The 23,001-nt window shown below is 76.0% G+C and carries 25 protein-coding genes and 1 pseudogene; 22 read left to right on the forward strand and 4 right to left on the reverse strand.

The window, feature by feature from the left end:
• The first annotated feature begins 170 nt into the window (after positions 1-170).
• From recA to dapF, 6 genes are all read left to right on the forward strand, one after another.
• The gene (recA, locus tag AS188_RS08465; protein ID WP_058859828.1) at positions 171-1,283 is read left to right on the forward strand and encodes a recombinase RecA; all 1,113 of its coding nucleotides are present in this window, start codon (positions 171-173) and stop codon (positions 1,281-1,283) included.
• 5 nt (positions 1,284-1,288) lie between these two features.
• Entirely contained in the window at positions 1,289-1,912 is a 624-nt protein-coding gene (locus tag AS188_RS08470) for a regulatory protein RecX (protein ID WP_058858485.1), read from the forward strand.
• Positions 1,909-2,967: a hypothetical protein gene (locus tag AS188_RS08475; protein WP_157570918.1), complete on the forward strand. Its 1,059-nt coding sequence runs from the start codon at positions 1,909-1,911 to the stop codon at positions 2,965-2,967. Before AS188_RS08470 ends, AS188_RS08475 begins: the two co-directional genes overlap by 4 nt.
• A 77-nt stretch (positions 2,968-3,044) precedes the next feature.
• The gene (miaB, locus tag AS188_RS08480) at positions 3,045-4,481 is read left to right on the forward strand and encodes a tRNA (N6-isopentenyl adenosine(37)-C2)-methylthiotransferase MiaB (protein ID WP_236945103.1); all 1,437 of its coding nucleotides are present in this window, start codon (positions 3,045-3,047) and stop codon (positions 4,479-4,481) included.
• A 7-nt stretch (positions 4,482-4,488) separates the two neighbouring features.
• Positions 4,489-5,403, forward strand: coding sequence for a tRNA (adenosine(37)-N6)-dimethylallyltransferase MiaA (miaA, locus tag AS188_RS08485; RefSeq protein ID WP_058858487.1), 915 nt, complete (start codon positions 4,489-4,491; stop codon positions 5,401-5,403).
• 23 nt (positions 5,404-5,426) lie between these two features.
• Positions 5,427-6,389 carry a diaminopimelate epimerase gene (gene dapF, locus AS188_RS08490; RefSeq protein WP_058858488.1) on the forward strand — a complete coding sequence of 321 codons (963 nt, stop codon included), beginning with the start codon at positions 5,427-5,429 and terminating at the stop codon, positions 6,387-6,389.
• A 58-nt stretch (positions 6,390-6,447) separates the two neighbouring features.
• Here the strand turns inward: dapF and AS188_RS08495 are convergent, their stop codons facing one another.
• A complete protein-coding gene (locus AS188_RS08495; protein WP_058858489.1) occupies positions 6,448-7,083 on the reverse strand; it encodes a class I SAM-dependent methyltransferase in 636 nt (211 codons plus the stop codon).
• A gap of 95 nt (positions 7,084-7,178) precedes the next feature.
• Between AS188_RS08495 and hflX the strand changes: the two genes are divergently transcribed.
• Both hflX and AS188_RS08505 read left to right on the forward strand, forming a co-directional pair.
• Complete coding sequence (gene hflX / locus AS188_RS08500; protein WP_058858490.1) at positions 7,179-8,804, forward strand: GTPase HflX; 1,626 nt, start codon at positions 7,179-7,181, stop codon at positions 8,802-8,804.
• A 4-nt stretch (positions 8,805-8,808) separates the two neighbouring features.
• Positions 8,809-10,881 carry an ATP-dependent DNA helicase gene (locus tag AS188_RS08505; protein WP_373865631.1) on the forward strand — a complete coding sequence of 691 codons (2,073 nt, stop codon included), beginning with the start codon at positions 8,809-8,811 and terminating at the stop codon, positions 10,879-10,881.
• A 120-nt stretch (positions 10,882-11,001) separates the two neighbouring features.
• Here the strand turns inward: AS188_RS08505 and lexA are convergent, their stop codons facing one another.
• Positions 11,002-11,739, reverse strand: coding sequence for a transcriptional repressor LexA (gene lexA, locus AS188_RS08510; RefSeq protein ID WP_058858491.1), 738 nt, complete (start codon positions 11,737-11,739; stop codon positions 11,002-11,004).
• 332 nt (positions 11,740-12,071) lie between these two features.
• Here lexA and AS188_RS08515 point away from each other — a divergent pair, with 332 nt between their 5' ends.
• The 7 genes from AS188_RS08515 to AS188_RS08540 all read left to right on the forward strand — a co-directional run bounded on the left by AS188_RS08515 (position 12,072) and on the right by AS188_RS08540 (position 17,018).
• The gene (locus AS188_RS08515; protein ID WP_058858492.1) at positions 12,072-12,422 is read left to right on the forward strand and encodes a LysM peptidoglycan-binding domain-containing protein; all 351 of its coding nucleotides are present in this window, start codon (positions 12,072-12,074) and stop codon (positions 12,420-12,422) included.
• A 47-nt stretch (positions 12,423-12,469) separates the two neighbouring features.
• A complete protein-coding gene (locus AS188_RS08520) occupies positions 12,470-13,594 on the forward strand; it encodes a histidinol-phosphate transaminase (protein WP_058858493.1) in 1,125 nt (374 codons plus the stop codon).
• Positions 13,595-13,749: 155 nt separating this feature from the next.
• On the forward strand, positions 13,750-14,367 hold the full coding sequence (gene hisB, locus AS188_RS08525; RefSeq protein ID WP_058858494.1) for an imidazoleglycerol-phosphate dehydratase HisB: 618 nt from the start codon (positions 13,750-13,752) through the stop codon (positions 14,365-14,367).
• On the forward strand, positions 14,364-15,137 hold the full coding sequence (gene hisH, locus AS188_RS08530) for an imidazole glycerol phosphate synthase subunit HisH (protein WP_058858495.1): 774 nt from the start codon (positions 14,364-14,366) through the stop codon (positions 15,135-15,137). Before hisB ends, hisH begins: the two co-directional genes overlap by 4 nt.
• Positions 15,134-15,295 (forward strand): hypothetical protein, encoded by a 162-nt coding sequence (locus AS188_RS17120; protein WP_169797995.1) that lies wholly within the window; start codon positions 15,134-15,136, stop codon positions 15,293-15,295. The genes hisH and AS188_RS17120 overlap by 4 nt, the downstream gene beginning before the upstream one ends.
• A gap of 113 nt (positions 15,296-15,408) precedes the next feature.
• A complete protein-coding gene (gene priA / locus AS188_RS08535; RefSeq protein WP_058858496.1) occupies positions 15,409-16,161 on the forward strand; it encodes a bifunctional 1-(5-phosphoribosyl)-5-((5-phosphoribosylamino)methylideneamino)imidazole-4-carboxamide isomerase/phosphoribosylanthranilate isomerase PriA in 753 nt (250 codons plus the stop codon).
• Positions 16,158-17,018 (forward strand): SseB family protein, encoded by an 861-nt coding sequence (locus tag AS188_RS08540; protein ID WP_058858497.1) that lies wholly within the window; start codon positions 16,158-16,160, stop codon positions 17,016-17,018. The genes priA and AS188_RS08540 overlap by 4 nt, the downstream gene beginning before the upstream one ends.
• A 48-nt stretch (positions 17,019-17,066) precedes the next feature.
• On the opposite strand, the gene AS188_RS08545 is transcribed toward AS188_RS08540, so the two are convergent.
• The gene (locus tag AS188_RS08545; RefSeq protein ID WP_058858498.1) at positions 17,067-17,492 is read right to left on the reverse strand and encodes a DUF1844 domain-containing protein; all 426 of its coding nucleotides are present in this window, start codon (positions 17,490-17,492) and stop codon (positions 17,067-17,069) included.
• Between the two features lie 96 nt (positions 17,493-17,588).
• On the opposite strand from AS188_RS08545, the pseudogene AS188_RS08550 reads away from it, so the two are divergent.
• The 6 genes and pseudogenes from AS188_RS08550 to AS188_RS08575 all read left to right on the forward strand — a co-directional run bounded on the left by AS188_RS08550 (position 17,589) and on the right by AS188_RS08575 (position 21,208).
• A pseudogene (locus AS188_RS08550) lies at positions 17,589-17,886 on the forward strand (DUF503 domain-containing protein).
• Between the two features lie 359 nt (positions 17,887-18,245).
• Complete coding sequence (gene infC, locus AS188_RS08555; protein WP_236945107.1) at positions 18,246-19,025, forward strand: translation initiation factor IF-3; 780 nt, start codon at positions 18,246-18,248, stop codon at positions 19,023-19,025.
• A 137-nt stretch (positions 19,026-19,162) separates the two neighbouring features.
• Positions 19,163-19,357, forward strand: coding sequence for a 50S ribosomal protein L35 (gene rpmI, locus AS188_RS08560; RefSeq protein WP_047803998.1), 195 nt, complete (start codon positions 19,163-19,165; stop codon positions 19,355-19,357).
• Between the two features lie 92 nt (positions 19,358-19,449).
• Positions 19,450-19,839, forward strand: coding sequence for a 50S ribosomal protein L20 (gene rplT, locus AS188_RS08565; RefSeq protein ID WP_058858500.1), 390 nt, complete (start codon positions 19,450-19,452; stop codon positions 19,837-19,839).
• A 17-nt stretch (positions 19,840-19,856) separates the two neighbouring features.
• Complete coding sequence (locus AS188_RS08570) at positions 19,857-20,768, forward strand: TrmH family RNA methyltransferase (protein WP_058858501.1); 912 nt, start codon at positions 19,857-19,859, stop codon at positions 20,766-20,768.
• Complete coding sequence (locus AS188_RS08575; protein WP_058858502.1) at positions 20,765-21,208, forward strand: NUDIX domain-containing protein; 444 nt, start codon at positions 20,765-20,767, stop codon at positions 21,206-21,208. The genes AS188_RS08570 and AS188_RS08575 overlap by 4 nt, the downstream gene beginning before the upstream one ends.
• 103 nt (positions 21,209-21,311) lie before the next feature.
• On the opposite strand, the gene AS188_RS08580 is transcribed toward AS188_RS08575, so the two are convergent.
• Positions 21,312-21,764 carry an eCIS core domain-containing protein gene (locus AS188_RS08580; protein WP_058858503.1) on the reverse strand — a complete coding sequence of 151 codons (453 nt, stop codon included), beginning with the start codon at positions 21,762-21,764 and terminating at the stop codon, positions 21,312-21,314.
• Between the two features lie 165 nt (positions 21,765-21,929).
• Between AS188_RS08580 and pheS the strand changes: the two genes are divergently transcribed.
• Positions 21,930-23,000: a phenylalanine--tRNA ligase subunit alpha gene (pheS, locus tag AS188_RS08585; protein ID WP_058858504.1), complete on the forward strand. Its 1,071-nt coding sequence runs from the start codon at positions 21,930-21,932 to the stop codon at positions 22,998-23,000.
• Position 23,001 lies beyond the last annotated feature (1 nt).

Genomic DNA, 23,001 nt, shown 5'->3' on the forward strand with positions numbered 1-23,001 from the left:
TCCGGGCCCAGCGCCGGAGGCCGGACCCGTCCCCGTCCCCAGGGCCCGCGGGGGCCCTTACGGTGTCGGCCCGCCCCGGTACCGTGGAGCCCGAACCCAGCAGGACGACCCCAGCAGCACCCGGTCCCGACACCGCACCGCGGGGCCCCGAACGACACGAGGTGGAGATCATGGCAGGCAAGGCCAGGACGCAGAGCACGGAGCAGCAGTTCGGCTCCGACCGGGAGAAGGCCCTCGAGACGGTCCTCGCCCAGATCGACAAGAACTACGGCAAGGGCTCGGTCATGCGCCTGGGCGACCGCCCGGCGAGCAAGATCGAGACGGTGCCCACCGGCTCCATCGCCCTCGACGTCGCGCTCGGCATCGGCGGCTTCCCGCGCGGGCGCGTCGTGGAGATCTACGGCCCGGAGTCCTCCGGCAAGACCACGGTCGCCCTCCACGCGGTGGCCAACGTCCAGAAGGCCGGCGGCATCGCCGCCTTCATCGACGCCGAGCACGCGCTCGACCCCTCCTACGCCGAGAAGCTCGGGGTGGACACCGACAACCTGCTCGTCTCCCAGCCGGACACCGGCGAGCAGGCCCTCGAGATCATGGACATGCTCGTCGGCTCGGGCTCCATCGACATCATCGTCATCGACTCGGTCGCGGCGCTCGTGCCGAAGGCCGAGATCGAGGGCGAGATGGGCGACAGCCACGTCGGCCTGCAGGCCCGGCTCATGAGCCAGGCGCTGCGCAAGATCACCGGGCGGCTCTCCCACTCGAACACCACGGCGATCTTCATCAACCAGCTGCGCGAGAAGATCGGCGTGTTCTTCGGCAGCCCGGAGACCACCACGGGCGGCAAGGCGCTGAAGTTCTACGCCTCGGTGCGCGTGGACGTCCGCCGGATCGAGACGCTCAAGGACGGGGCCAACCCGGTGGGCAACCGCACCCGCGCCAAGATCGTCAAGAACAAGATGGCCCCGCCCTTCAAGCAGGCCGAGTTCGACATCCTCTACGGCGAGGGCATCTCCACCGAGGGCGGGCTCATCGACATGGGCGTGGAGCACGGGATCGTGAAGAAGTCCGGTGCGTGGTTCACCTACGAGGGCGACCAGCTGGGCCAGGGCAAGGAGAACGCCCGCCGGTTCCTCAAGGACAACCCGGAGCTCGCCGAGGAGATCGAGCGGCGCATCCTCGTCAAGCTCGGGATCGTCGTCGAGGAGGAGGCCGCCGCCGAGGACGAGACGGAGACCGCCCTGCCCGCCGGCCTCGCCGCCGAGGTGCCGGGCCCGGCGTTCTGAGTGCCGTGAGCGAGAGCCCCTACGCACGCCGCCGCCGCCGCTCCGCCGCCCGCTCCCGCGGGCCGGAAGGGCAGGCGGCGGCGTCGTCCGTGGCCGCCGACCCGGAGCCGGACCCCCGGGAGGTGGCCCGGGCGATCGTGCTGCGCCAGCTCACCGCCGGCCCCAGGAGCCGCAAGCAGCTCGAGGACAAGCTCGCCGACCGCGGCGTCCCCGAGGAGGTCGCCCGTGCGGTCCTCGACCGCTTCGAGGAGGTCGAGCTCGTCGACGACGCCCGGTTCGCCGAGGTCTACGTCCGGTCCCGCGCGAGCACCCGCAAGCTCTCCCGCTCCGCCATCCGCCGCGAGCTCTCCGCCCGCGGCGTCGACGGGGACGTCGCCGAGCAGGCGCTCGAGCAGCGCACCGACGACGACGAGCGCGCCGACGCCGCGGAGCTCGTGCGCCGGAAGCTGCCCGCCGGGGCCGACCTGGGCGACCGTGCCGAGCGGGACCGGCTCGTGCGCCGGCTCGTCGGGATGCTCGGGCGCAAGGGCTACCCGCCCGGCACCGCCTTCGGCGTGGTCAAGGAGGAGCTGGCGGCCCGGGAGGCCTCCGCCGAGGACCTCGAGGAGCCGTGGCCCGGGAGCCCGTGAGCGCCAGGGCCCGGGCCCGCCGTGAGCGGCTGACCGCCTGCGCCGCGGGCCTGCTGGGGGAGCCGGTGCGCCTGGAGCCCCTGCCCGGGTCCTCGGGCCGTTCCGTGCTCCACCGGGTCCGCCGCCCGCCCGGCGCCCCCGCGCTGCTGGCGAAGCACTTCCCGCGGCGCGACGGCGCCCGCAACGCCGGCGGCTTCGGCTACCTGCGCGAGCGGGCGGGCGCGGGACTGGTCGAGGCCGCCCCCGCGATGGCCGGCTGGTGCGACGAGCACCGGCTCGTCCTGGTCGAGGACCTCGGCCCCCTCCCGGACCTCGGCTCCCTCCTGCGCGCCGCCCCGCCCGGACCCGCCGTCCCCGCGGCCCTGCGCGCGTGGGCCCGCGCGCTCGGCGCCCAGGCCCGCCCCGACCCCGCCCGCGCCGCCGAGCTCGCCGCCCGGCTCGCCGCCGCCGACCCCGAGGCCCGCGACCCCGGGCGCCTGCCGTCGCCGGGTCTGGCCGACCGCGGCCTGGAGCGGCTCCTGGCCGGGGCGTCCCCCGGGCAGAGCGCGGCGGTGCGCGCCGAGCTGGCGGAGCTGCCCGTGCTGCTGCGCCGGGGCCCGCACTCGTGCGTGAGCACCGGCGACCACTCCCCGGCCAACGTGCTGCTCGGCCCGGCGGGCCCGCGCTTCGTCGACCTCGAGGGCACCGCCCACCACCACCCGGCGCTCGCCGCGGCCGCCGTGCGCGGCGGCTGGCCGCTCGCCGAGCAGCCCGTCCTGTGGGACCGGGCCACGGGGGAGGAGCTGCTGGCCGAGTTCCTCCGCGGCGGCGGACCGGTGCTGCACGTCCTGGCGGCCGAGCCGCGGTGGCCGCGCCTGGTGGCTCTCGGCGGCGCCCACGCGGTGCTCACCGGCCTCGAGCTGTGCGCCGCCCCCGACCGCGCCCGCGCGCTCGCCGCGTGGGGGGCCCGGCAGACGGCGGCGCAGCTGCCCGCCCTCGCGGCCCGGCTGGACTGCCGGGCCCGGGAGCAGGGGACGGGACGGGGACCGGCCCGGGGCCGTACAATCGATCGGTGATCTCGACCCCCGCCGCACCCGCACCGCACGCCGCCGACGCCCCGCGCACCTACGAGGTGCGCACCTTCGGCTGCCAGATGAACGTCCACGACTCCGAGCGGATCACCGGGCTGCTCGAGGCCTCCGGCTGGGTCCCCGCCGGGGACGCGGAGCCCGACCTGGTGGTCTTCAACACCTGCGCGGTGCGCGAGAACGCCGACAACAAGCTCTACGGCAACCTCGGCCGGCTCGTGCCCGCGAAGCGGCGCAACGAGCGGATGCAGATCGCCGTGGGCGGGTGTCTCGCGCAGAAGGACCAGGACACGATCCTCGAGAAGGCCCCGTGGGTCGACGTCGTCTTCGGCACGCACAACATCGGGTCCCTGCCCGCGCTGCTCGAGCGCGCCCGGCACAACGCCGAGGCCCAGGTCGAGCTGCTCGACGCCCTCGAGGTCTTCCCCTCGACGCTGCCGACCAAGCGCGAGAGCGCCTACTCGGGGTGGGTCTCGATCTCCGTGGGCTGCAACAACACCTGCACGTTCTGCATCGTCCCGTCCCTGCGCGGCAAGGAGCGCGACCGCCGGCCGGGCGAGCTCCTCGCCGAGGTCCAGGCCCTCGTCGACGACGGCGCCGTGGAGGTCACCCTGCTGGGCCAGAACGTGAACTCCTACGGCGTGGAGTTCGGCGACCGGGGGGCGTTCGCGAAGCTGCTGCGCGCGTGCGGGCGGATCGAGGGCCTCGAGCGGGTGCGCTTCACGAGCCCGCACCCGGCCGCGTTCACCGACGACGTCATCGACGCGATGGCCGAGACCCCCAACGTCATGCCGCAGCTGCACATGCCCCTCCAGTCGGGCTCCGACCGGGTGCTCAAGGCCATGCGCCGGTCCTACCGGGCCAAGCGGTTCCTGGGCATCCTCGAGCGGGTCCGCGAGCGCATCCCGGACGCGGCGATCACCACCGACATCATCGTGGGCTTCCCCGGGGAGACCGAGGAGGACTTCCGGGCGACGCTCGAGGTCGTCGAGGCCTCCCGCTTCTCCTCCGCCTTCACCTTCCAGTACTCGATCCGCCCGGGCACGCCCGCGGCGCAGATGCCCGACCAGGTGCCCAAGGAGGTGGTCCAGGAGCGCTACGAGCGCCTGACCGCCCTGCAGGACCGGATCGCCGCCGAGGAGAACGGCCGGCTCGTGGGGCGCCGGGTCGAGCTGCTCGTCACCGCCGAGGCCGGGCGCAAGGCCGAGCGCACCCACCGGCTCTCCGGCCGGGCCCGCGACCAGCGCCTCGTGCACTTCTCCGTGCCCGAGGGGGCCGGGACCCCGCGCCCGGGCGACCTCGTGACCGTGCCCGTGACCGGGGCCGCGGCCTTCCACCTCGTGGCCGACCCGGCCGGCCCCGGCGACTACGCCCTGCGCCGCTCCCGCGCCGGGGACGCCTGGGACCGCCGCCAGGCCGAGTCCTGCGGCGTGCCCGCCGGTCCCGGCGCGGGCGGGCGCGGCAGGGTGGGGCTCGGCATGCCGGCCCTGCCCGGACGGTGAGCGCCCCGTGAGCGCCCAGCCGCCGGTCGTCGCCGTCGTCGGCCCCACGGGCACCGGAAAGTCCGCGCTCGGCGTCGAGCTGGCCCGCGCGCTGGGCGGTGAGGTCGTCAACGCCGACGCCATGCAGCTCTACCGCGGCATGGACATCGGCACCGCGAAGATCCCGCCGGCCGAGCGGCACGGGGTCGCCCACCACCTCCTGGACGTCCTCGACGTCACCGAGGAGGCCTCCGTCGCGGACTTCCAGCGCGCCGCGCGCGCGACGATCGCCGGGATCCGGGCCCGCGGGGCGGTGCCCGTGCTCGTCGGCGGCTCCGGGCTCTACGTGCGCGCCGCCCTCGACGTCCTCGAGCTGCCCGGCACCGACCCGCGGGTGCGGGCCCGCCTCGAGCAGGAGCTCGCCGAGCGCGGTCCCGGCCCCCTGCGCGAGCGGCTGCGGCAGGTGGACCCGGACTCGGCCGCCCGGATCCGCGACGACCGGCGGGTCGTGCGCGCCCTGGAGGTGTGGGAGCTCACCGGCCGGCCCTTCACCGCGTTCATGCCGCGCCGGGAGCACCTCGAACCGACCGTCCAGATCGGCCTCGACACCGAGCGCACGGTGCTCCACGACCGGCTGGCCGCCCGCGTGGAGGCCATGGTCGCGGCCGGGCTCGAGGACGAGGTCCGGCGCCTGGCCGCCCGCGGGCTGCGGGAGGGGCGGACCGCCTCCCGGGCGCTCGGCTACGGGCAGTTCCTCGACGTCGTGGACGGCCGGGCGAGCACGGCGGAGGCGGCCGGGGCCACGGTCGTGGCCACCCGGCAGTTCGCCCGCCGCCAGCGCACCTGGTTCCGCGCCGACCCGCGCGTGCGCTGGCTCGACCCCGCCGAGCCCGGGCTGCTCGAGCGGGCCCTGCGGCTGGTGGCGGACGGGCCGGAGCGCTGAGCGGCCCCGGCTATCATGGTCCGGTGACCACGCCACGGACGACCCCCGCCCCGACCGCCCCCGCCCCCGCCGACGCCCGCTGCGGCGAGCTGGCGGGCCGGGCGTTCACCAAGGGCCACGGCACCGGCAACGACTTCGTGCTGGTCACCGACCCGCGCGCCGAGCTCGAGCTGGACCCCGGGCTCGTGGCCCGGGTCTGCGACCGCCACCGGGGCCTCGGCGGCGACGGCCTGATCCGCGCCGTGCGCTCCGAGGCCCTGCCGGAGGGCCGGGAGCTGCTCGGCGCCGCCCCGGACGCCGAGTGGTTCATGGACTACCGCAACAACGACGGCTCGGTCGCCGAGATGTGCGGCAACGGGGTGCGCGTGTTCGTCCAGCACCTCGTCGAGGAGGGCCTCGTGACGGTCCCCGAGGGCGAGGTGCTGCGCATCGGCACCCGGGCGGGCGTGCGCACCGTGGGCCGCACCCGCTCCGGCTGGGCCGTGGACATGGGCCCGTGGACGTTCCTCGACGGCGAGGCCGCCCGCTCCCGCGGCTCCGACGCCGTGGTCAGCGCCGGCGGCCTGCAGGTCCCGCGCCCGGCGCTGTCGATCGGGATGGGCAACCCCCACACCGTCGTCGCGCTCGCCGAGGGGGAGAAGCTCGACCAGCTGGAGCTGACCACGGCGCCCGTGGTGCGCCCCGAGCCCGGGGACGGGACGAACGTGGAGTTCGTCGTCCCCGGCGACGGCGACGACGACGGCGTGGGCCGCGTGCGGATGCGGGTGCACGAGCGCGGGGTCGGGGAGACCCAGTCCTGCGGCACGGGCGCCTGCGCCGCGGCCGCGGCGACCCGCTTCTGGGGAGGGGCCGGGGCCCCGGACCAGTGGCTCGTGGAGGTCCCCGGCGGCACGGTCTCCGTGACGTTCGTGCCCGCCCCGGACGGGGCCGAGCACGTCGTGCTGGCCGGTCCCGCCGAGCTCGTGGCCCGCGGCACGTTCGCCTGAGCCCCCGGGCCCTTCCGGGGCGGGGTGGCCGCCCCGGGCCCGGCAGGACGGGGGCGGCTCAGGGGAGGCGCTCGACGCGCAGCACGCGGAAGCCCTTGTCCGTGGTGGCGCGCGCGACGGCGAAGCCGTCGCCCAGGGCCCCGGACAGCCACTTCTGCAGCGAGTCGGCCCCGAGGTTCTTCTGCACCACGAGCCACGCCGTCCCGCCCGGGGCCAGCCGCGGCAGCCACAGCAGCAGCAGCTCGTGCAGCGCGTCCTTGCCGATCCGGATCGGGGGGTTCGACCAGATCGTGCCGAAGCGCCGCTGCGGGTCCACGTCCTCGGGGCGCAGCGCCTCGACCGTGCCCAGCCCCAGGGCCGCGGCGTTGTCCCGGGTGAGGGCGAGGGAGCGCTCGTTGACGTCCACGGCCGTCACCCGCGCCCCGGGGGCCGCGGCGGCCATCGCGAGGGCCACCGGACCCCACCCGCAGCCGAGGTCCAGCAGCTCCCGGCCGGCTGGGTCGGGAACATTCTCGAGCAGCACGGACGTTCCCCTGTCGAGGCCTCGCGGGCTGAAGACCCCGCTGGAGGTCTGCAGCGCCACCTCGCGCCCGCGCAGGCGGACCGTCACCGTCCGCCGCGCCTCCGGCGTCGAGGGGTCCGCCGAGAAGTAGTGCTCGGGCGCCGGGGCGGGGCGGTCGTCGGGGGAGGCCATGGCACCCCATGCTACCGACCTCCCCGCCGCCCCGCCCCGGTGTCCGGGGCGGGGACTAGACTCCCTTCCACCAGCAGAGCCCTCCGAAAGGAACCATGACCCAGTCCCACCCCACCCCTGCCGACCGCTCCGCCGGCGCGGAGCACGCCCCCGAGGGGCTCAGCCGGCAGGAGCTCGAGGACGTCGTCGAGCGCGTCCTTGCCCGCGCCCGTGCCCGCGGCGCCGCCGCGGAGCCCACCACCGAGGACGAGACCGACGGGACCGGTGTGCTCACCGGCCGCGCCCGCGAGCTCGCCGAGCCCGGCACCGGGCACGGCGAGCACGACGGCGAGCAGCAGGACCTCGAGGAGCGGCGCGCGCTGCGCCGCGTCGCCGGGCTGTCCACCGAGCTCGAGGACGTCACCGAGCTCGAGTACCGCCAGCTGCGCCTGGAGCGCGTGGTGCTCGCCGGCCTGTGGACCGAGGGCACGCTCGAGGAGGCGGAGAACTCCCTGCGGGAGCTCGCCGCGCTCGCCGAGACCGCCGGCTCCGAGGTCCTCGACGGCATCGTCCAGCGGCGGCTCAAGCCCGACCCGGCGACCTACCTCGGCTCCGGCAAGGCCCGGGAGCTGCGCGACATCGTCGCCGCCACCGGCGCCGACACCGTGATCGTCGACTCCGAGCTCGCCCCCTCGCAGCGCCGCGGCCTCGAGGACGTCGTGAAGGTCAAGGTCATCGACCGCACCGGCCTGATCCTCGACATCTTCGCCCAGCACGCGAAGTCCAAGGAGGGCAAGGCCCAGGTCGAGCTCGCGCAGCTGGAGTACATGCTCCCGCGCCTGCGCGGGTGGGGCGAGTCGCTCTCCCGCCAGGCCGGCGGCCGCGCCGCGGCCGGCGAGGGCATCGGCTCCCGCGGCCCCGGCGAGACCAAGATCGAGCTGGACCGGCGCCGGATCCGCGCCCGGATGGCCAAGCTGCGGCGGGAGATCGCCGCCATGAAGCCGGCCCGCGAGACCAAGCGGCTCAACCGCCGCCGCAACGCGGTGCCCTCCGTGGCGATCGCCGGGTACACCAATGCCGGGAAGTCCTCGCTGCTGAACCGGCTCACCGACGCCGGCGTGCTCGTGGAGAACGCCCTGTTCGCGACCCTGGACCCCACCGTGCGCCGGGCGCAGACCCCGGACGGCATCGGCTACACCCTCTCGGACACCGTCGGCTTCGTGCGCTCGCTGCCCACGCAGCTCGTCGAGGCGTTCCGCTCGACCCTGGAGGAGGTCGCCGACGCCGACCTGATCCTGCACGTCGTCGACGCCTCCCACCCCGACCCCGAGGGGCAGATCCGGGCGGTGCGCCAGGTCTTCACCGACATCGACGCCCAGAACATCCCCGAGATCATCGTGCTCAACAAGGTCGACGCCGCCGACCCGTTCGTCGTCGAGCGGATCCGGCAGCGCGAGCGCAGCGTCGTCGTGGTCTCCGCCCGCACGGGGGAGGGCATCGACCGGCTGCGGCAGCGGATCAGCGAGTCCATCCCGCGCCCGCAGACGGTCCTGGACCTCGTCGTGCCCTACCGGCGGGGCGACGTCGTGAGCCGGCTGCACGAGTGGGACGCGGAGATCCTGCGCACCGAGCACCTGGCCGAGGGCACGCACCTGCTCGTGAAGGTCCGCGACGAGCTCGCGGCCGAGCTCGCGGAGTTCGTCCCGGAGCACGCGCCGGCCTTCGGCGCCGAGAGCGCCTGACCCGGTGGCCGCGACGACCGCGGGCACCGCACCGGGCACGGCCGCGGCGCGCCCGGAGACGCTGCCGGGCGCGAAGGACGCCCTGGACCTGCTCGACGCCGCGGTGGACGCCATGGGCGGGCAGGTCCGGGAGGGCCAGCGGCTGATGGCGGCCAAGGTCGCCGAGTCCCTGGACCGCGGCCGCCACCTGCTCGTGCAGGCCGGCACCGGCACGGGCAAGTCCCTGGCCTACCTCGCCCCGCTGCTGGCCCACGCGCAGCGGGCGGACAAGCCCGTGGTCGTGGCCACCGCGACCCTCGCGCTGCAGGCCCAGATCGTGGGCCGGGACGTGCCGCGGCTGCTGAGCTCCCTCGAGGGCCGCCTCGAGCGCGAGCTCGACGTCGCCCTGCTCAAGGGGCGCAGCAACTACGCGTGCCTGCACAAGCTCGAGGGCGGCTACCCCTCCGAGGACGAGCCCGGAGCCCTGTTCGCCCTGCCCGACGCCGCACCGCACCCCGGACCGGCGGAGGCCGGGCCCGCCGCGGGCCGGCTCGGCCAGGAGGTGCAGCGGCTGCGCGAGTGGGCCCGGTCCACGGAGACCGGCGACCGGGACGAGGTCGTGCCCGGGGTCACGGACAAGGCCTGGCGGCAGGTCTCGGTCACGGCCAAGGAGTGCCTGGGCCGCGGCTGCCCGCTCGTGGAGGAGTGCTTCGCCGAGCTGGCCAAGCAGCGCGCCGGCGAGGCCGACCTGGTCATCACCAACCACGCGCTGCTGGCGATCAACGCCTTCGAGGGCGTCACGGTGCTGCCCGAGCACGACGTCGTGGTCATCGACGAGGCCCACGAGCTGCAGGACCGGGTCACCGGGGCCGTGACCGGGCAGCTGTCCGCGGCCATGGTCCGCGCCGCCGCGAGCTCCCTGCGCAAGCACACCTCCGCGAGCCCCGACGCGCTCACCGCCGGGGCGGCCGCCCTCGAGGCGGCCCTGCTGGGCGCCCCGGCCGAGCTGCTGCACCGGGGGCTCACCGACGCCCAGGCCGCCGCCGTGGCCCAGGTCCGCGACGCCGCGCGCACCGCGCTGACCGAGTCGAAGTCCGGGCAGGGCGCGGAGAAGGACGCCGACGCCGGGCGGCAGATGGCCCGCTCCCGCGTCAGCGACGTCCTGGAGCTCGCCGAGCGGGTGCTCGCCGCCGAGGGTTCCCGCGAGGTGCTGTGGCTCTCCCGCCAGGGCGGCTGGGAGCCGGGCCGCGGGTGGGTGCCCGCGGAGGACACCGACCCCGCGACCCTGCACGTGGCCCCCCTGTCGGTGGCCGGCACGCTGCGCGAGGGCCTGTTCGACGGCCGCACGGTCGTGCTGACCTCCGCGACCCTGTCCGTGGGCTCCTCCTTCGACGCCGCGGCCGGGGCGCTGGGCCTGCGCGGCGAGGGCGCCCCCCGCTGGGAGGGCATCGACGTCGGCAGCCCCTTCGACTACCCCCGGCAGGGCATCCTCTACCTGGCCCGGCACCTGGAGAAGCCCGGGCGCCGGCTCACCGAGGCGCAGCTCGACGAGATGCTCGCCCTGCTGGAGGCCTCCCGCGGCGGGGCCCTGGGCCTGTTCTCCTCCCGCCGCGCGGCCGAGGAGGCCGCCGAGGCGCTGCGGGAGCGCACCGATCTGCCGATCCTGTGCCAGGGCGACGCCTCCCTGGCCGGGCTCGTGCAGGAGTTCGCCGAGGACCCCGCGGCGAGCCTGTTCGGCACGCTGAGCCTGTGGCAGGGCGTGGACGTGCCCGGCAGCTCGTGCCGGCTCGTGATGATCGACCGGATCCCGTTCCCGCGCCCCGACGACCCGCTGGCCACGGCCCGCAGCCGGGCCGCCGAGCGCGCCGGCGGCAACGGGTTCATGTCGGTCTCCGCCACGCACGCGGCCGTGCGGCTGGCCCAGGGCGCCGGCCGGCTCATCCGGGCCGGCGGGGACCGCGGCGTCGTCGCCGTCCTGGACTCGCGGATCGCCACCGCCCGCTACGGCGGGTTCCTGCGCGCCTCGCTGCCCCCGCTGTGGACCACCACGGACCGCTCGGTGGTCCTCGGGGCCCTGGCGCGCCTGCCGGCGGGCTGAGCCCCCGGGCCACCCGGCCCCCGGACCGTTCGGCCCCCGGACCGCTCGTGCGGCCGGGGACGACGACGGCGCCCGGACCCCTGCGGATCCGGGCGCCGTGCGCGCAGCGGTGGGCGGCCCTCAGAGGCTGCGCAGCACCGAGACGACCTTGCCCATCACCGTGGCGTGGTCGCCCAGGATCGGCTCGTAGCGGGTGTTCTGCGGCAGCAGCCACGTGTGGCCGTCGCGCTGGCGGAAGGTCTTGACGGTGGCCTCCTCGTCGAGCAGCGCCGCGACGATGTCGCCGTTGTCGGCCGAGCTCTGGCGGCGGACCACGACCCAGTCGCCGTCGCAGATCGCGGCGTCGACCATCGAGTCGCCCTTCACGCGCAGCATGAACAGCTCGCCGTGGCCCACGAGCTGGCGCGGCAGGGCGAGCACGTCCTCGACCGCCTGCTCGGCGGTGATCGGCCCGCCCGCGGCGATGTGGCCGACCAGCGGGACCATCGTGACGTCGGCGGAGGTCGACAGCTCGGCGACGGCGTCCGCGCCCGTGCGCGCCCCGGCCGGCTCGCCGCCGGCGGGCTCCGCCGTGCCGCGCAGCTGCAGGGGGGTGAGCACCTCCATGGCCCGCGGCCGCTTGGGGTCCCGGCGGAGGTAGCCGAGCTTCTCGAGCTGGGAGAGCTGGTGGGTGACGCTCGACAGGGACGCCAGGCCCACGAGGTCGCCGATCTCGCGCATCGACGGCGGGTAGCCGCGCTCGGCGATCGAGCGCTGGATCGTCTCCAGGATCGTGCGCTGGCGCGGGCTCAGGCCGCGGGAGCGCCGGGTGCGCGCCGGGCGGTCCCGGGGCTCCTCGGGGGTGGGCAGCTGGGGCATTGCGCGTCGTCCTTTCCCGTCCGGTCGGCGCCGGCGGGCCCGTGCCGTACTCCGATGTCGGACCCGGGTGGTTCTCTGGGTGTCCGGTCGGCCGCCGCACCTGGTGCGCGCCGGGCCGGACCGTTCCCGGACCTGCCCCCAGCCTAGGCGAGTCCGCCGGTGTCTTCAAACACATGTACGAGCAAGTGTCGACACCGTTCGCAGGCACGTGCTAGACATGGTCCGTCGGTGTTCGAAGATGTGTTCGATCGAATGGAGTTCGTACGAATCCGCCGATCGCAGAGCCGTTCGAGGATCGCCCGTCGCCGCGGGCCCGTCAAGGAGTTCATGCCATGAGTGCCAGTGCCAGCATCCGCACCGGGGAGCACGCCGCCCGGCTGACCCTCACCCGCCGCGGCCGGTTCGTGCTCGTGGGGCTGCCCCTGCTCACGGGAGCGGCCGCGCTCGTCGTGCTCGCCGTGATCTTCCTCGTGCCCTCCACCGCGTCCGCGGGCAGCGACCCGCACGTCGGCGCCGGGACCGAGCGCGCCGTCGTCCACCCCGGCGAGAGCCTGTGGGACCTCGCCGTGGCCGCCGACCCCCAGCGGGACCCGCGCGACGTCATGGACGAGATCGTCGAGCTCAACGACCTGCGCAGCTCCGCCCTCGTCGCCGGCCAGGAGCTCGTGGTCCCCGCCGCCTGAGCCGGACCGGGTTCGGGTCGCACGGGGCCGGGGACTAAGCTGTCCGGGTGACGCAGAACCTGGACCGCCTCTCCGCCCTCCCGCTCCGCGACAGCCTGCGCGGCCGCACCCCGTACGGCGCCCCGCAGCTGGACGTCGCCGTCGCCCTCAACACCAACGAGAACACCCACCCGGTGCCGGAGGACGTGCACGCCGCGATCGTCGCGGAGGTCACGGAGGCCGCCCGGACGCTCAACCGCTACCCGGACCGCGAGTTCAACGCCCTGCGCGAGGAGCTCGCCCGCTATCTCGGCCACGGTCTGCGCGCCGAGCACCTGTGGGCGGCCAACGGCTCCAACGAGATCCTCCAGCAGCTGCTGCAGGCCTTCGGCGGTCCGGGCCGGCGCCTGCTGACGTTCGTGCCCACCTACTCGATGTACCCGCTGCTGGCCGCCGGCACGGACACGGAGTTCGTCGCGGGGGAGCGCACCGCCGACTTCGGGCTCGACGCCGCGTCCGCGGCCGAGCAGGTCCGCCGGCACCGGCCCGACGTCGTGTTCCTGTGCTCCCCGAACAACCCCACCGGCACCGCCCTGGGGCTCGACGTGGTCCGCGCCGTCTACGAGGCCACCGAGGACCACCGCGCGCTGGTCGTGGTGGACGAGGCCTACGCCGAATTCGCCCATGCCGGCACGGCCTCGGCGCTGAGCCTGCTCGAGGGCCGCCCGCGCCTGGTCGTCTCCCGCACCATGAGCAAGGCCTTCGCGCTGGCGGGGGCCCGGCTGGGCTACTTCGCGGCCGCCCCCGAGGTCGCCGACGCCGTGCGCCTGGTGCGCTTGCCCTACCACCTCTCGGCCGTCACCCAGGCCACGGCCCTCGCGGCGCTGCGCCACTCCGCGTCCCTGCTGGCCAACGTCGAGGACATCAAGGCCCAGCGCGACCGGATCGTCGCCGGTCTGCAGGAGCTCGGGCTGCGCCCGGCCGTCTCCGACTCCAACTTCGTCTTCTTCGGGGGCATGGCCGACTCTCGCACCGTGTGGGAGGCCCTGCTCGCGCGCGGCGTGCTCGTGCGCGACGTCGGGATCCCCGGGCACCTGCGCGTGACCGCGGGCACCGAGGCCGAGACCACCGCCTTCCTGGAGGCCCTGGCCGGGGTCGTCGCCGAGGGCGCCGGCACCCCGTCGCACGCCTGACGCCCCGGGACCGGGCGCCCGCCCGCGCCCGATAGCATGGGAGCAGACCCCCGGGGACCCCGCCGCCCGCCCGGCGGCGGGCCCGCCCCGACCACCCCAGCGGTCCGGCCCTCCCGCCGGAGGGCCGCGCCCGCGCCCGCGAGGAGTTCCACCGGATGAGCACCCAGCCCGCCGCGCCCCGCCGCGCCGTCGTCGAACGGCGCACGAGCGAGTCCTCGGTGACCGTCGAGATCGACCTGGACGGCACCGGCAGCAACGACATCGAGACCTCGGTGCCGTTCTACGACCACATGCTCACGGCGCTGTCCAAGCACTCCCTGATCGACATGCGCATCCGGGCCGAGGGCGACACCCACATCGACGTCCACCACACCGTGGAGGACACCGCGATCGTCCTGGGCGAGGCCCTGCGCCGGGCCCTCGGGGACAAGGCCGGCATCCGCCGCTTCGGGGAGGCCACCGTGCCCCTGGACGAGGCCCTGGCCCACGCCGTGGTCGACATCTCCGGGCGGCCCTACGCGGTGCACACCGGCGAGCCCGAGGGGCAGCAGTACCACCTGATCGGCGGGCACTTCACCGGGTCGATGGTCCAGCACGTCTTCGAGTCCCTCGCCCACCACGCCGGGATCTGCCTGCACATCACCCTGCTCTCCGGACGGGACCCCCACCACATCGCGGAGGCCCAGTTCAAGGCCCTGGCCCGCGCGCTGCGCCAGGCCGTCGAGCCCGACCCGCGCGTGCAGGGCGTGCCGTCCACGAAGGGAGCGCTGTGAGCGAGCCGACCCCCGGCGCCCGGGACCGGGCCCGCCCCACCGTGACCGTCCTCGACTACGGGGCCGGCAACGTCCGCTCCGCCGTGCGCGCCCTCGAGGAGGCCGGCGCCGACGTGGTGCTCAGCGCCGACCCGCGCGCCGTGCTCGACGCCGACGGCCTCGTGGTCCCCGGCGTCGGCGCCTTCGCCGCCGTCATGGACGGGCTGCGCGCCGTGGACGCCCCCCGGCTGATCGGCCGCCGCCTCGCCGGCGGGCGCCCGGTCCTGGGCATCTGCGTCGGGCTGCAGGTGCTCTTCGACGCCGGCGTGGAGCACGGGCAGCACAGCGAGGGCCTGGGCGAGTGGCCCGGCACCGTCGAGCGGCTGCGCGCCGAGGTCGTCCCGCACATGGGGTGGAACACGGTGGAGCCGCCCGAGGGCAGCGTGCTGTTCGAGGGCATCGAGGACGAGCGGTTCTACTTCGTCCACTCCTACGGGGTGCAGCACTGGGACTTCCCCCAGTCGATCGAGCGGATGCGCCCCCCGCAGGTGACCTGGTCGGACCACGGCGGCCGGTTCGTGGCCGCCGTGGAGAACGGCGCCCTGTGCGCGACCCAGTTCCACCCGGAGAAGTCCTCCACCGCCGGGATCCGGCTGCTGCGCAACTGGCTGGCCACGCTGCCGCGCACCGGCCGGCTCGACGACCTCGTGGCCGCCGACCCGCTGGCCGCCGCCGACGAGCCCGCGGACCGGCCCGGCCCCGCCGACCGCCCGGGGCAGGCCCCGGCGTGAGCGCCGCCGTCGTCGTCATGGCCCTCGGCGCGTTCGTCGCCGGCGGGGCCATCTCCTTCCACCAGCAGAAGAAGCCGGCCTGGACCGTGGTCCTGCTCGCCCTCGTGGCCGCCGGGCTGATCGGCTACGGCTGGTTCGCCTGGCTGCAGGGCCGCTGACCCGCACCCCACCGCCCCGCCCGGTCCCGCCGGGCACCCCGGGCCGCCCGGCCCGCGCTGCACGCCCCGCCCGCCCGGGCGGGGACCGACCACCGACCGAGAAGAAGGACCCCATGCCCCTGAGCGAGACCCCCCGCCTGCAGCTGCTGCCCGCCGTCGACGTCGCCGGCGGCCAGGCCGTCCGCCTCGTCCAGGGCGAGGCCGGCTCCGAGACCGGCTACGGCGACCCGCTCGAGGCCGCCCTCGCCTGGCAGGAGGCCGGGGCCGAGTGGATCCACCTCGTCGACCTCGATGCCGCCTTCGGCCGCGGCGACAACGCCGGGGTCCTGCGCCGCGTGGCCGCCGAGCTCGACCTGAAGGTCGAGCTGTCCGGGGGCATCCGCGACGACGCCTCGCTCGAGCGCGCCCTGTCCCTCGGGCCCGCCCGGATCAACCTGGGCACCGCGGCCCTGGAGAACCCGGAGTGGACCTCGAAGGTGATCGCCGAGCACGGCGAGGTCATCGCCGTGGGCCTCGACGTGCGCGGCACCACCCTGGCCGCCCGCGGCTGGACCGAGGAGGGCGGGGACCTCTGGGAGATCCTCGACCGCCTCGAGGCCGACGGCTGCGCCCGCTACGTTGTCACCGACGTCACGAAGGACGGCACCCTGCGCGGCCCCAACCTCGGGCTGCTCGAGCAGGTCGCCACCCGCACCGACAAGCCGGTCGTGGCCTCCGGCGGGATCTCCTCCCTCGACGACCTCGCGGCCCTGCGCACCCTGGTCCCCTCCGGGGTCGAGGGGGCCATCGTGGGCAAGGCCCTCTACGCGGGCCGCTTCACCCTCGAGCAGGCCCTCGACACCGCCGGCCGCCCGGGGGCGCGGTGACGCAGCGGCCGCTGCCGGAGCACATCGCCGCCCAGCTGCGCGGGGCCGGCGGCACCGCGGACACCGCCGGGCAGGCCTGGGCGGGACGCAACCTGGGGCAGGGCACCAGCCACACCCACCGGTTCCCCGACGACGACGGCGCCGCCGCCCCGGGCGTGCTCGCGGCGCTGGCCGCGCTGCGGGCGGGGGAGGGCGACGAGTCCGCGGTCGTGGCCGCCCTGGCCGGCGCGCGCCTGTTCGTCCCGGTCGTCGCCGAGGTCTCGTCCTCGACCCGCACCGAGGACGGGCTCGTGGCGGACAAGGAGGCGGACATGGCCCTCGTGACCCTGCGCGCCGCCGACGGCCGGCAGGTGCTCCCCGCCTTCACCTCGACGGAGGCCCTCACGGCGTGGCACGCCGGGGCCCGCCCGGTCGCCACCGACGCCCGCCGGGCGGCGGTGGCCGCCGTCAAGGACGGCACCCAGCTGCTGGTCCTGGACCCCGGCTCGGCCGCCCCGTTCGTGGTCCGCCGCCCGGCGCTGTGGGCGCTCGCCCAGGGCCGGGAGTGGGTCCCCTCCTACCGCAGCGCCGAGGTGGCGCAGGCGGTGCAGCGGGCGGCCGCGGGCCTGCCCGGCGTGGTCTCGGCGAGCACCGCCCCCGGGGACGGCGTGGCGGCCCGCGCGGCCGACGGCGCCGCGGTGCCCGGCGGCGGCACGGGCCCGGAGCTCGCCGTCGTCCTCGCCCTGCGCGCCGGGCTGGACCGGGCGGCGCTCGAGGACGTCGTGGCCCGCCTCCAGGCCCGGCTCAGCACGGAGCGCGCCCTCGCCGAGGACGTCGACTCGCTGCAGGTGCGCCTCACGGCCGCCGAGCGGGCCTGAGCGCGGTCCCGGACCGGTCGGGGCGCGGGGCCCGCGCCGCGGGCCGGCTCAGCTGACGGGGCCGGTGAACTTCTCGCCTGGGCCCTGGCCCGGCTTGTCCGGATAGGCCGAGGCCTCGCGGAAGGCCAGCTGCAGGGTGCGCAGGCCGTCGCGCAGCGGCGCGGCGTGCTGCGAGCCGATCTCCGGGGCCGCGGCGGTGACGAAGCCGGCGAGCGCGGTGATCAGCTTGCGGGCCTCGTCGAGGTCCTTGAGCTCCTGGGCGTCCTCGCCCGCGGCCAGCCCGCACTTCACGGCGGCCGCGCTCATCAGGTGCACGGCGGCGGTGGTGATGACCTCGATGGCCGGGACCTCCGCGATGTCGCGCATCTGCTCGTCGACCGCCCGCACCGTGTCCTCGGGGACCGCCTGCGCGGCGGGCTGCTCGGCGCCGTCGCCGGCGCCGTCGTCGAAGCGGAAGGTGTTCTCGGAAGTCATGGTCCCACTCTGCCACACCGCGCCCCGCCGCCCGGGCCGGGAGCGGCCTATCCTGCAGGCAGCGGCCGGGCCCGGCCGGGACGGGAGGAGCTGCGCGTGTGGATCGGCTGGATCGAGTTCGACCTGCTGCTGGGGGACGTGCACTCCCTCAAGGCCAAGCGCTCGGTGGTGCGCCCCCCTCGTGGCCGAGCTGCGCCGCCGGTTCCCGGTCAGCGCGGCCGAGGCCGGGCACGCGGACCTGCACCGGCGGGCCCTCGTGGGGGCCGGCCTCGTCGCGGGGGAGCGCGCCCGGGTCGTGGAGGTCCTCGACGAGCTCGAGCGCTTCGTGGCCGCCCGCCCCGAGCTGGAACTGCTCTCGGCCCGGCGGGGGCTGCGCCGCAGCGACGAGGACTGACGCGGCGGCGCGCCCGCGCTTTCCGATCCGCCCCCGGGTGCGCTAGACTGTCCGGCAGTGTGCAAGTGGAGACTTCTCCCACCCGCGCCGGCCTCGGCCGCCGGGTCCGCGACGACATCGTCCGCACGAGGCCCCGGCGGGCGCGACATTTCCGCCGGTGCGCATCCGTGTCCGGTGTCCCGCGAGCCGAAAAGCGTTCCCCTCGGGGAGTTTCGGTCCGAAGAAGCCTCCGCCTGCCGACCGCAGCGGGGGCTTTCGTCGTTGCGGACCACACCGAACCATGAGGTCCCCGGAGCCCTCCGGGCGATCACGCGACACATCAGGAGCACGGCATCAGCGATCCACGCATCAATGACAGAATCCGCGTCCCCGAGGTCCGGCTCGTCGGACCCGCTGGCGAGCAGGTCGGCATCGTCCGCGTCGAGGACGCGCTCAGGCTGGCCCGCGAATCGGATCTCGATCTGGTCGAGGTGGCCCCCAACGCCAAGCCGCCGGTGGCCAAGCTCATGGACTTCGGCAAGTACAAGTACGAGGCCGCGGTCAAGGCCCGCGAGTCGCGCAAGAATCAGACGAACACGGTCCTCAAGGAGGTCCGGTTCCGCCTGAAGATCGACACGCACGACTACGAGACCAAGGTCGGTCACGCCCGGCGGTTCCTCTCCGCCGGGGACAAGGTCAAGGCCATGATCCAGTTCCGCGGCCGCGAGCAGCAGCGCCCCGAGATGGGCGTGCGCCTGCTCGAGCGCTTCGCCAACGACGTCGCCGACCTCGGCTCCGTCGAGTCCAGCCCCCGGGTGGACGGGCGCAACATGGTGATGGTCGTGGGCCCGCTCAAGAACAAGGCCGAGGCCAAGGCCGAGGCGCGCCGCCAGAAGCAGCGCGACGAGGCCCGCGCCGAGAACGACCGCAAGGCCAAGGAGAAGCTCGACACCTCCTCCGCCGAGCCCGTCACCCAGTCGATCGGGGACGCGTTCCCGGCGGAGCTGCGGCAGCAGGCGGAGCAGCCGGCCCAGGCCGCCCCCGCGGCGGCCCCGGAGCCCGAGCAGCCGGCCCCGGTCGAGCAGCCGGCCGCGGCCAAGGCTCCGGCACCGGCGCCCAAGCCCGGCCGTCCGACGCCGGGCCCGCGCCCGGGGGCCTGAGCCGGCCCGCAAGATCTGACAGCGCCCCCGGGCGGGCGGCCGCACGGCCGTGCCCGGGGGCACCGTTGAGGTGCGACGGACGTCGTCGTGCCCTCCGGCGGGAACCCGCCGGACGACTCACAAGGAGAGCGGCTCACATGCCGAAGATGAAGACCCACAGCGGGGCGAAGAAGCGCTTCAAGCTCACCGGCACCGGCAAGGTCAAGCGCCAGCAGGCCAACCGCCGCCACTACCTGGAGCACAAGTCCTCCCGCCTCACCCGCCGTCTGGCCTCCGACCAGATCGTGACCCCGGGCGAGGCCAAGGTCATCAAGAAGATGCTGGGCAAGTAAGGCCCGCACCCTCTTCCGGGGAGGCCCCTCCCCGCCCCGCACCACCAGACTTCCCGGCCCCGCGGCCGGGACCCAAGTGAAGGAGTACGCACGTGGCACGTGTGAAGCGGGCGGTCAACGCCCACAAGAAGCGCCGGGAGATCCTGGAGCAGGCCTCGGGCTACCGCGGCCAGCGCTCGCGCCTGTACCGCAAGGCCAAGGAGCAGGTCACCCACTCGTTCGTCTACAGCTACAACGACCGCCGCAAGCGCAAGGGCGACTTCCGCCGGCTGTGGATCCAGCGCATCAACGCCGCGGCCCGCGCCAACGGCTTGACCTACAACCGCTTCATCCAGGGCCTGAAGGCCGCCGAGGTGGAGGTCGACCGCCGCATGCTGGCCGAGCTTGCCGTCAACGACCAGGCCGCGTTCGCCGCCCTGGTCGAGGTCGCCAAGAAGGCCCTGCCCGAGGACACCTCCGCGCCGCGCGAAGCCGCCGCCTGAGCACCGTCCCCAGCAGCGTGGACCTCACGGAGCGCCTGGCCGGCCGGCCGATGACCAACCCCCGAGCGGATCGGGTGAAGGACGTCGCCGGCCTGGCCGGGCGCTCCGCGCGCTCCCGGCGCGGTCTGTTCCTCGCCGAGGGACCCCAGAACGCCCGCGAGGCCCTCGCCCGCCACCTCGAGGCCCCGTGCGTGGACGCCGTCTACGTCACCGCCGAGGCCCTCGCCCGCCATCCCGACGTCGCCGTGCTGCTCGAGCAGGTGCTGGCCGACCGCTCCGTGTTCGTCCGCCTGGTCTCCCGCGAGGTGCTCGCCGCGATGAGCGACGCCGTCACCCCGCAGGGCGTCGTCGTGGTCTGCCGCCTGCTCGACGTCCCCGCCGAGCAGGTCCTCGCGACCCGGCCGCGGCTGCTCGCGGTGCTGGTCCGGGTGCAGGACCCCGGCAACGCCGGGACCGTGCTGCGCGCCGCCGACGCCGCCGGCGCGGACGCCGTGGTGCTCACCGCCGGCAGCGTGGACGTCTACAACCCCAAGGCCGTGCGCTCCACCGCCGGCTCCCTCTTCCACCTGCCCGTGGTGCAGGGCGCCGACCTGCCCGGCCTGATCGACGGGGCGCGCGCCGCCGGGTGCGGGGTCCTGGCCGCCGACGGCCGCGGGGACGCCGACCTCGACCGGCTCCAGGACGCCTCCGCCGCCCGCGCCGCCGGCCTGCCCGCCGCGGGCTACGACCTGGCCCGCCCCACGGTGTGGCTGTTCGGCAACGAGGCCCAGGGCCTGTCCGCGCCGGAGAAGGCGCTGGCCGACCACCGCGTGGCGGTGCCCGTGCACGGGCGGGCCGAGTCGCTCAACGTCGGCACCGCCGCGACCGTGTGCCTCTACGCCTCGGCCCGCGCCCAGCGCCGCGCCCCGGCGTCGGGAGCGGGCCGGTGAGCGCCCCGCCCACGAGGTTCCGCACCCAGGTCGTCGGCGCCGCCCTGCTCGACGACGCCGCGGCGCCCACCGCGCTGCTGGCCGCCCAGCGGGCCTACCCCGAGGCCCTGCGCGGGCTGTGGGAGTTCCCCGGCGGCAAGCAGGAGCCGGGGGAGGGCCCCGAGCAGGCGCTCGTGCGCGAGTGCGCCGAGGAGCTCGGCACCGCCGTCGAGCTGCTCGAGGAGCTGGCCGGCCCGCACCCCCAGGGCTGGCCGCTGACCGGCACCGCCGCGATGCGGGTCTGGACCGCCGTGGCCGCCGCGGGCGCCCCGGTCGCCGGCGCGGACCACCTCGCCGTGCGCTGGCTGCCCCTGGACGACGCGGACGCCGTGCTCGCCCTGCCGTGGATCCCGGCGGACCTGCCGGTCGTGCGCGCGCTGCTGGCCCGGCTCGCCGGCTGACCCGCGCGCACGTCCGCACCGCGGCCGCCCCCTTCTGGTACGCGAGTGACCACGGAACCGTCCGGTGACCCCGCGGTCGCGGGGTCACCGGACGGTTCCGTGGTCACTCGGGGTCGGCGGGGGCGCCGCCGTCCGGGACGCCGCCGGGCACCCGGTAGCCGCCGTCGGCCAGCCCCGCCCGGACCTCGAAGACGTTGCGCAGCGCCGGGTGGCCGGTGCGCAGCAGCGACCACGCCGCGGCCGCGCCGTAGAGCGGCAGGAACGGCAGCCCCAGGCACGCGGCCCACTGGCTCGCGTGGCGCGCCTCGTGGGCGAGCAGCCGCGGCCGGGCCGCGACCTCGGCCGGCCCGGCCCGGAAGAGCACCACGTTGCCGACCGTGAAGGCCGCCGCGCGCGGCAGCCGGCCGCGGTAGCCGAAGCCCAGCAGCAGCCCCTCGGGCCCGCGCACGAGGCGGGTGCGCGTGGCCGCGGCGACGGCCAGGCCCAGGGGCGTGGAGAGGTTGAGCGCGTTCCACCCCGCGCGCAGGCGGGCCGGGCGGCCGGGGACCGGGTGCATGCCCCCAGGCTACGGTCCCGGTCCTGCTTCGTCTCCCGCACGGCGAGTCACTAGACTGGACCGCGCCCGTGGCCCCGCCCGGGCTCCCCGCGCCCCGCGCCGCACCCGCCCGTGCGCCGGCGCGCCCGGACGCCACCGTCCCCGAGCCGAAGAAGACGCCAGCCGATGCCTGAACCGACACCCGAAACCGCCCCCGACGGCGCGCTCGACCCGACCGACGAGGCCGCCGTCGCGGCCGCCGTGGACGCTGCCCTCACCGCCGTGGAGACCGCCCAGGACCTCGAGCAGCTCAAGGAGGTCCGCCTCGCCCACGCCGGGGAGCGCTCCCCGCTGGCGCTGGCCAACCGGCGGATCGGCACCCTGGACAAGACGCAGAAGGCCGCCGCGGGCAAGCTCGTCGGCCAGGCCCGCGGCCGCGTCAACCAGGCGGTAGCCGCCCGCACCACCGTCCTGGAGGAGGAGCGCGACGCCCGCATCCTCGTGGAGGAGGCCGTGGACGTCACCGCCGCCGGCCGCCGGCGCCGCCTGGGCGGGCGCCACCCGCTGTCGACGCTCATGGAGCACGTGGGCGAGACCTTCACGGCCATGGGCTGGGAGGTCGCCGACGGCCCCGAGGTCGAGTCCGAGTGGTACAACTTCGACGCCCTGAACTTCAAGCCGGACCACCCGGCCCGCGAGCTGCAGGACACGTTCTTCGTCGACCCGCCCGAGGCGCACCTCGTGCTGCGCACCCACACCTCCCCGGTGCAGATGCGCACGCTGCTGGAGCGCGGCGTGCCGGTCTACGTCGTCGTCCCCGGGCGCGTGTACCGCACCGACGAGCTGGACGCGACCCACACCCCCGTCTTCCACCAGGTCGAGGGCCTGGCCGTGGACAAGGGGCTGTCGATGGCCGACCTCAAGGGCACCCTCGAGCACTTCGCCCGGCAGATGTTCGGCCCCGAGGCCCGCATCCGGCTGCGCCCCAACTACTTCCCGTTCACCGAGCCCTCCGCCGAGATGGACGTGTGGCACCCCAACGCCAAGGGCGGGCCGCGCTGGATCGAGTGGGGCGGGTGCGGCATGGTCCACCCCAACGTGCTGCGCGCCGCCGGGGTCGACCCGGAGGTCTACTCGGGCTTCGCGTTCGGCATGGGCATCGAGCGCACCCTGATGTTCCGCAACAACGTCCCGGACATGCACGACATGGTCGAGGGCGACATCCGCTTCAGCGAGCACTTCGGGATGGAGATCTGAG

The organism is Kocuria flava, from assembly GCF_001482365.1.
GTDB classification, from domain to species: domain Bacteria; phylum Actinomycetota; class Actinomycetes; order Actinomycetales; family Micrococcaceae; genus Kocuria; species Kocuria flava.

What these genes read in the sequence shown, in the direction of transcription:
- hisB (WP_058858494.1), top strand. Translation starts at nt 13,750, where the DNA reads ATGAGCACCCAGCCCGCCGCGCCCCGCCGCGCCGTCGTCGAACGGCGC.
- lexA (WP_058858491.1), bottom strand. Translation starts at nt 11,739, where the DNA reads ATGCCCCAGCTGCCCACCCCCGAGGAGCCCCGGGACCGCCCGGCGCGC.
- miaB (WP_236945103.1), top strand. Translation starts at nt 3,045, where the DNA reads ATGAACGTCCACGACTCCGAGCGGATCACCGGGCTGCTCGAGGCCTCC.
- AS188_RS08545 (WP_058858498.1), bottom strand. Translation starts at nt 17,492, where the DNA reads ATGACTTCCGAGAACACCTTCCGCTTCGACGACGGCGCCGGCGACGGC.
- hflX (WP_058858490.1), top strand. Translation starts at nt 7,179, where the DNA reads ATGACCCAGTCCCACCCCACCCCTGCCGACCGCTCCGCCGGCGCGGAG.
- priA (WP_058858496.1), top strand. Translation starts at nt 15,409, where the DNA reads ATGCCCCTGAGCGAGACCCCCCGCCTGCAGCTGCTGCCCGCCGTCGAC.
- pheS (WP_058858504.1), top strand. Translation starts at nt 21,930, where the DNA reads ATGCCTGAACCGACACCCGAAACCGCCCCCGACGGCGCGCTCGACCCG.
- AS188_RS08515 (WP_058858492.1), top strand. Translation starts at nt 12,072, where the DNA reads ATGAGTGCCAGTGCCAGCATCCGCACCGGGGAGCACGCCGCCCGGCTG.
- recA (WP_058859828.1), top strand. Translation starts at nt 171, where the DNA reads ATGGCAGGCAAGGCCAGGACGCAGAGCACGGAGCAGCAGTTCGGCTCC.
- AS188_RS08495 (WP_058858489.1), bottom strand. Translation starts at nt 7,083, where the DNA reads ATGGCCTCCCCCGACGACCGCCCCGCCCCGGCGCCCGAGCACTACTTC.
- rpmI (WP_047803998.1), top strand. Translation starts at nt 19,163, where the DNA reads ATGCCGAAGATGAAGACCCACAGCGGGGCGAAGAAGCGCTTCAAGCTC.
- AS188_RS08580 (WP_058858503.1), bottom strand. Translation starts at nt 21,764, where the DNA reads ATGCACCCGGTCCCCGGCCGCCCGGCCCGCCTGCGCGCGGGGTGGAAC.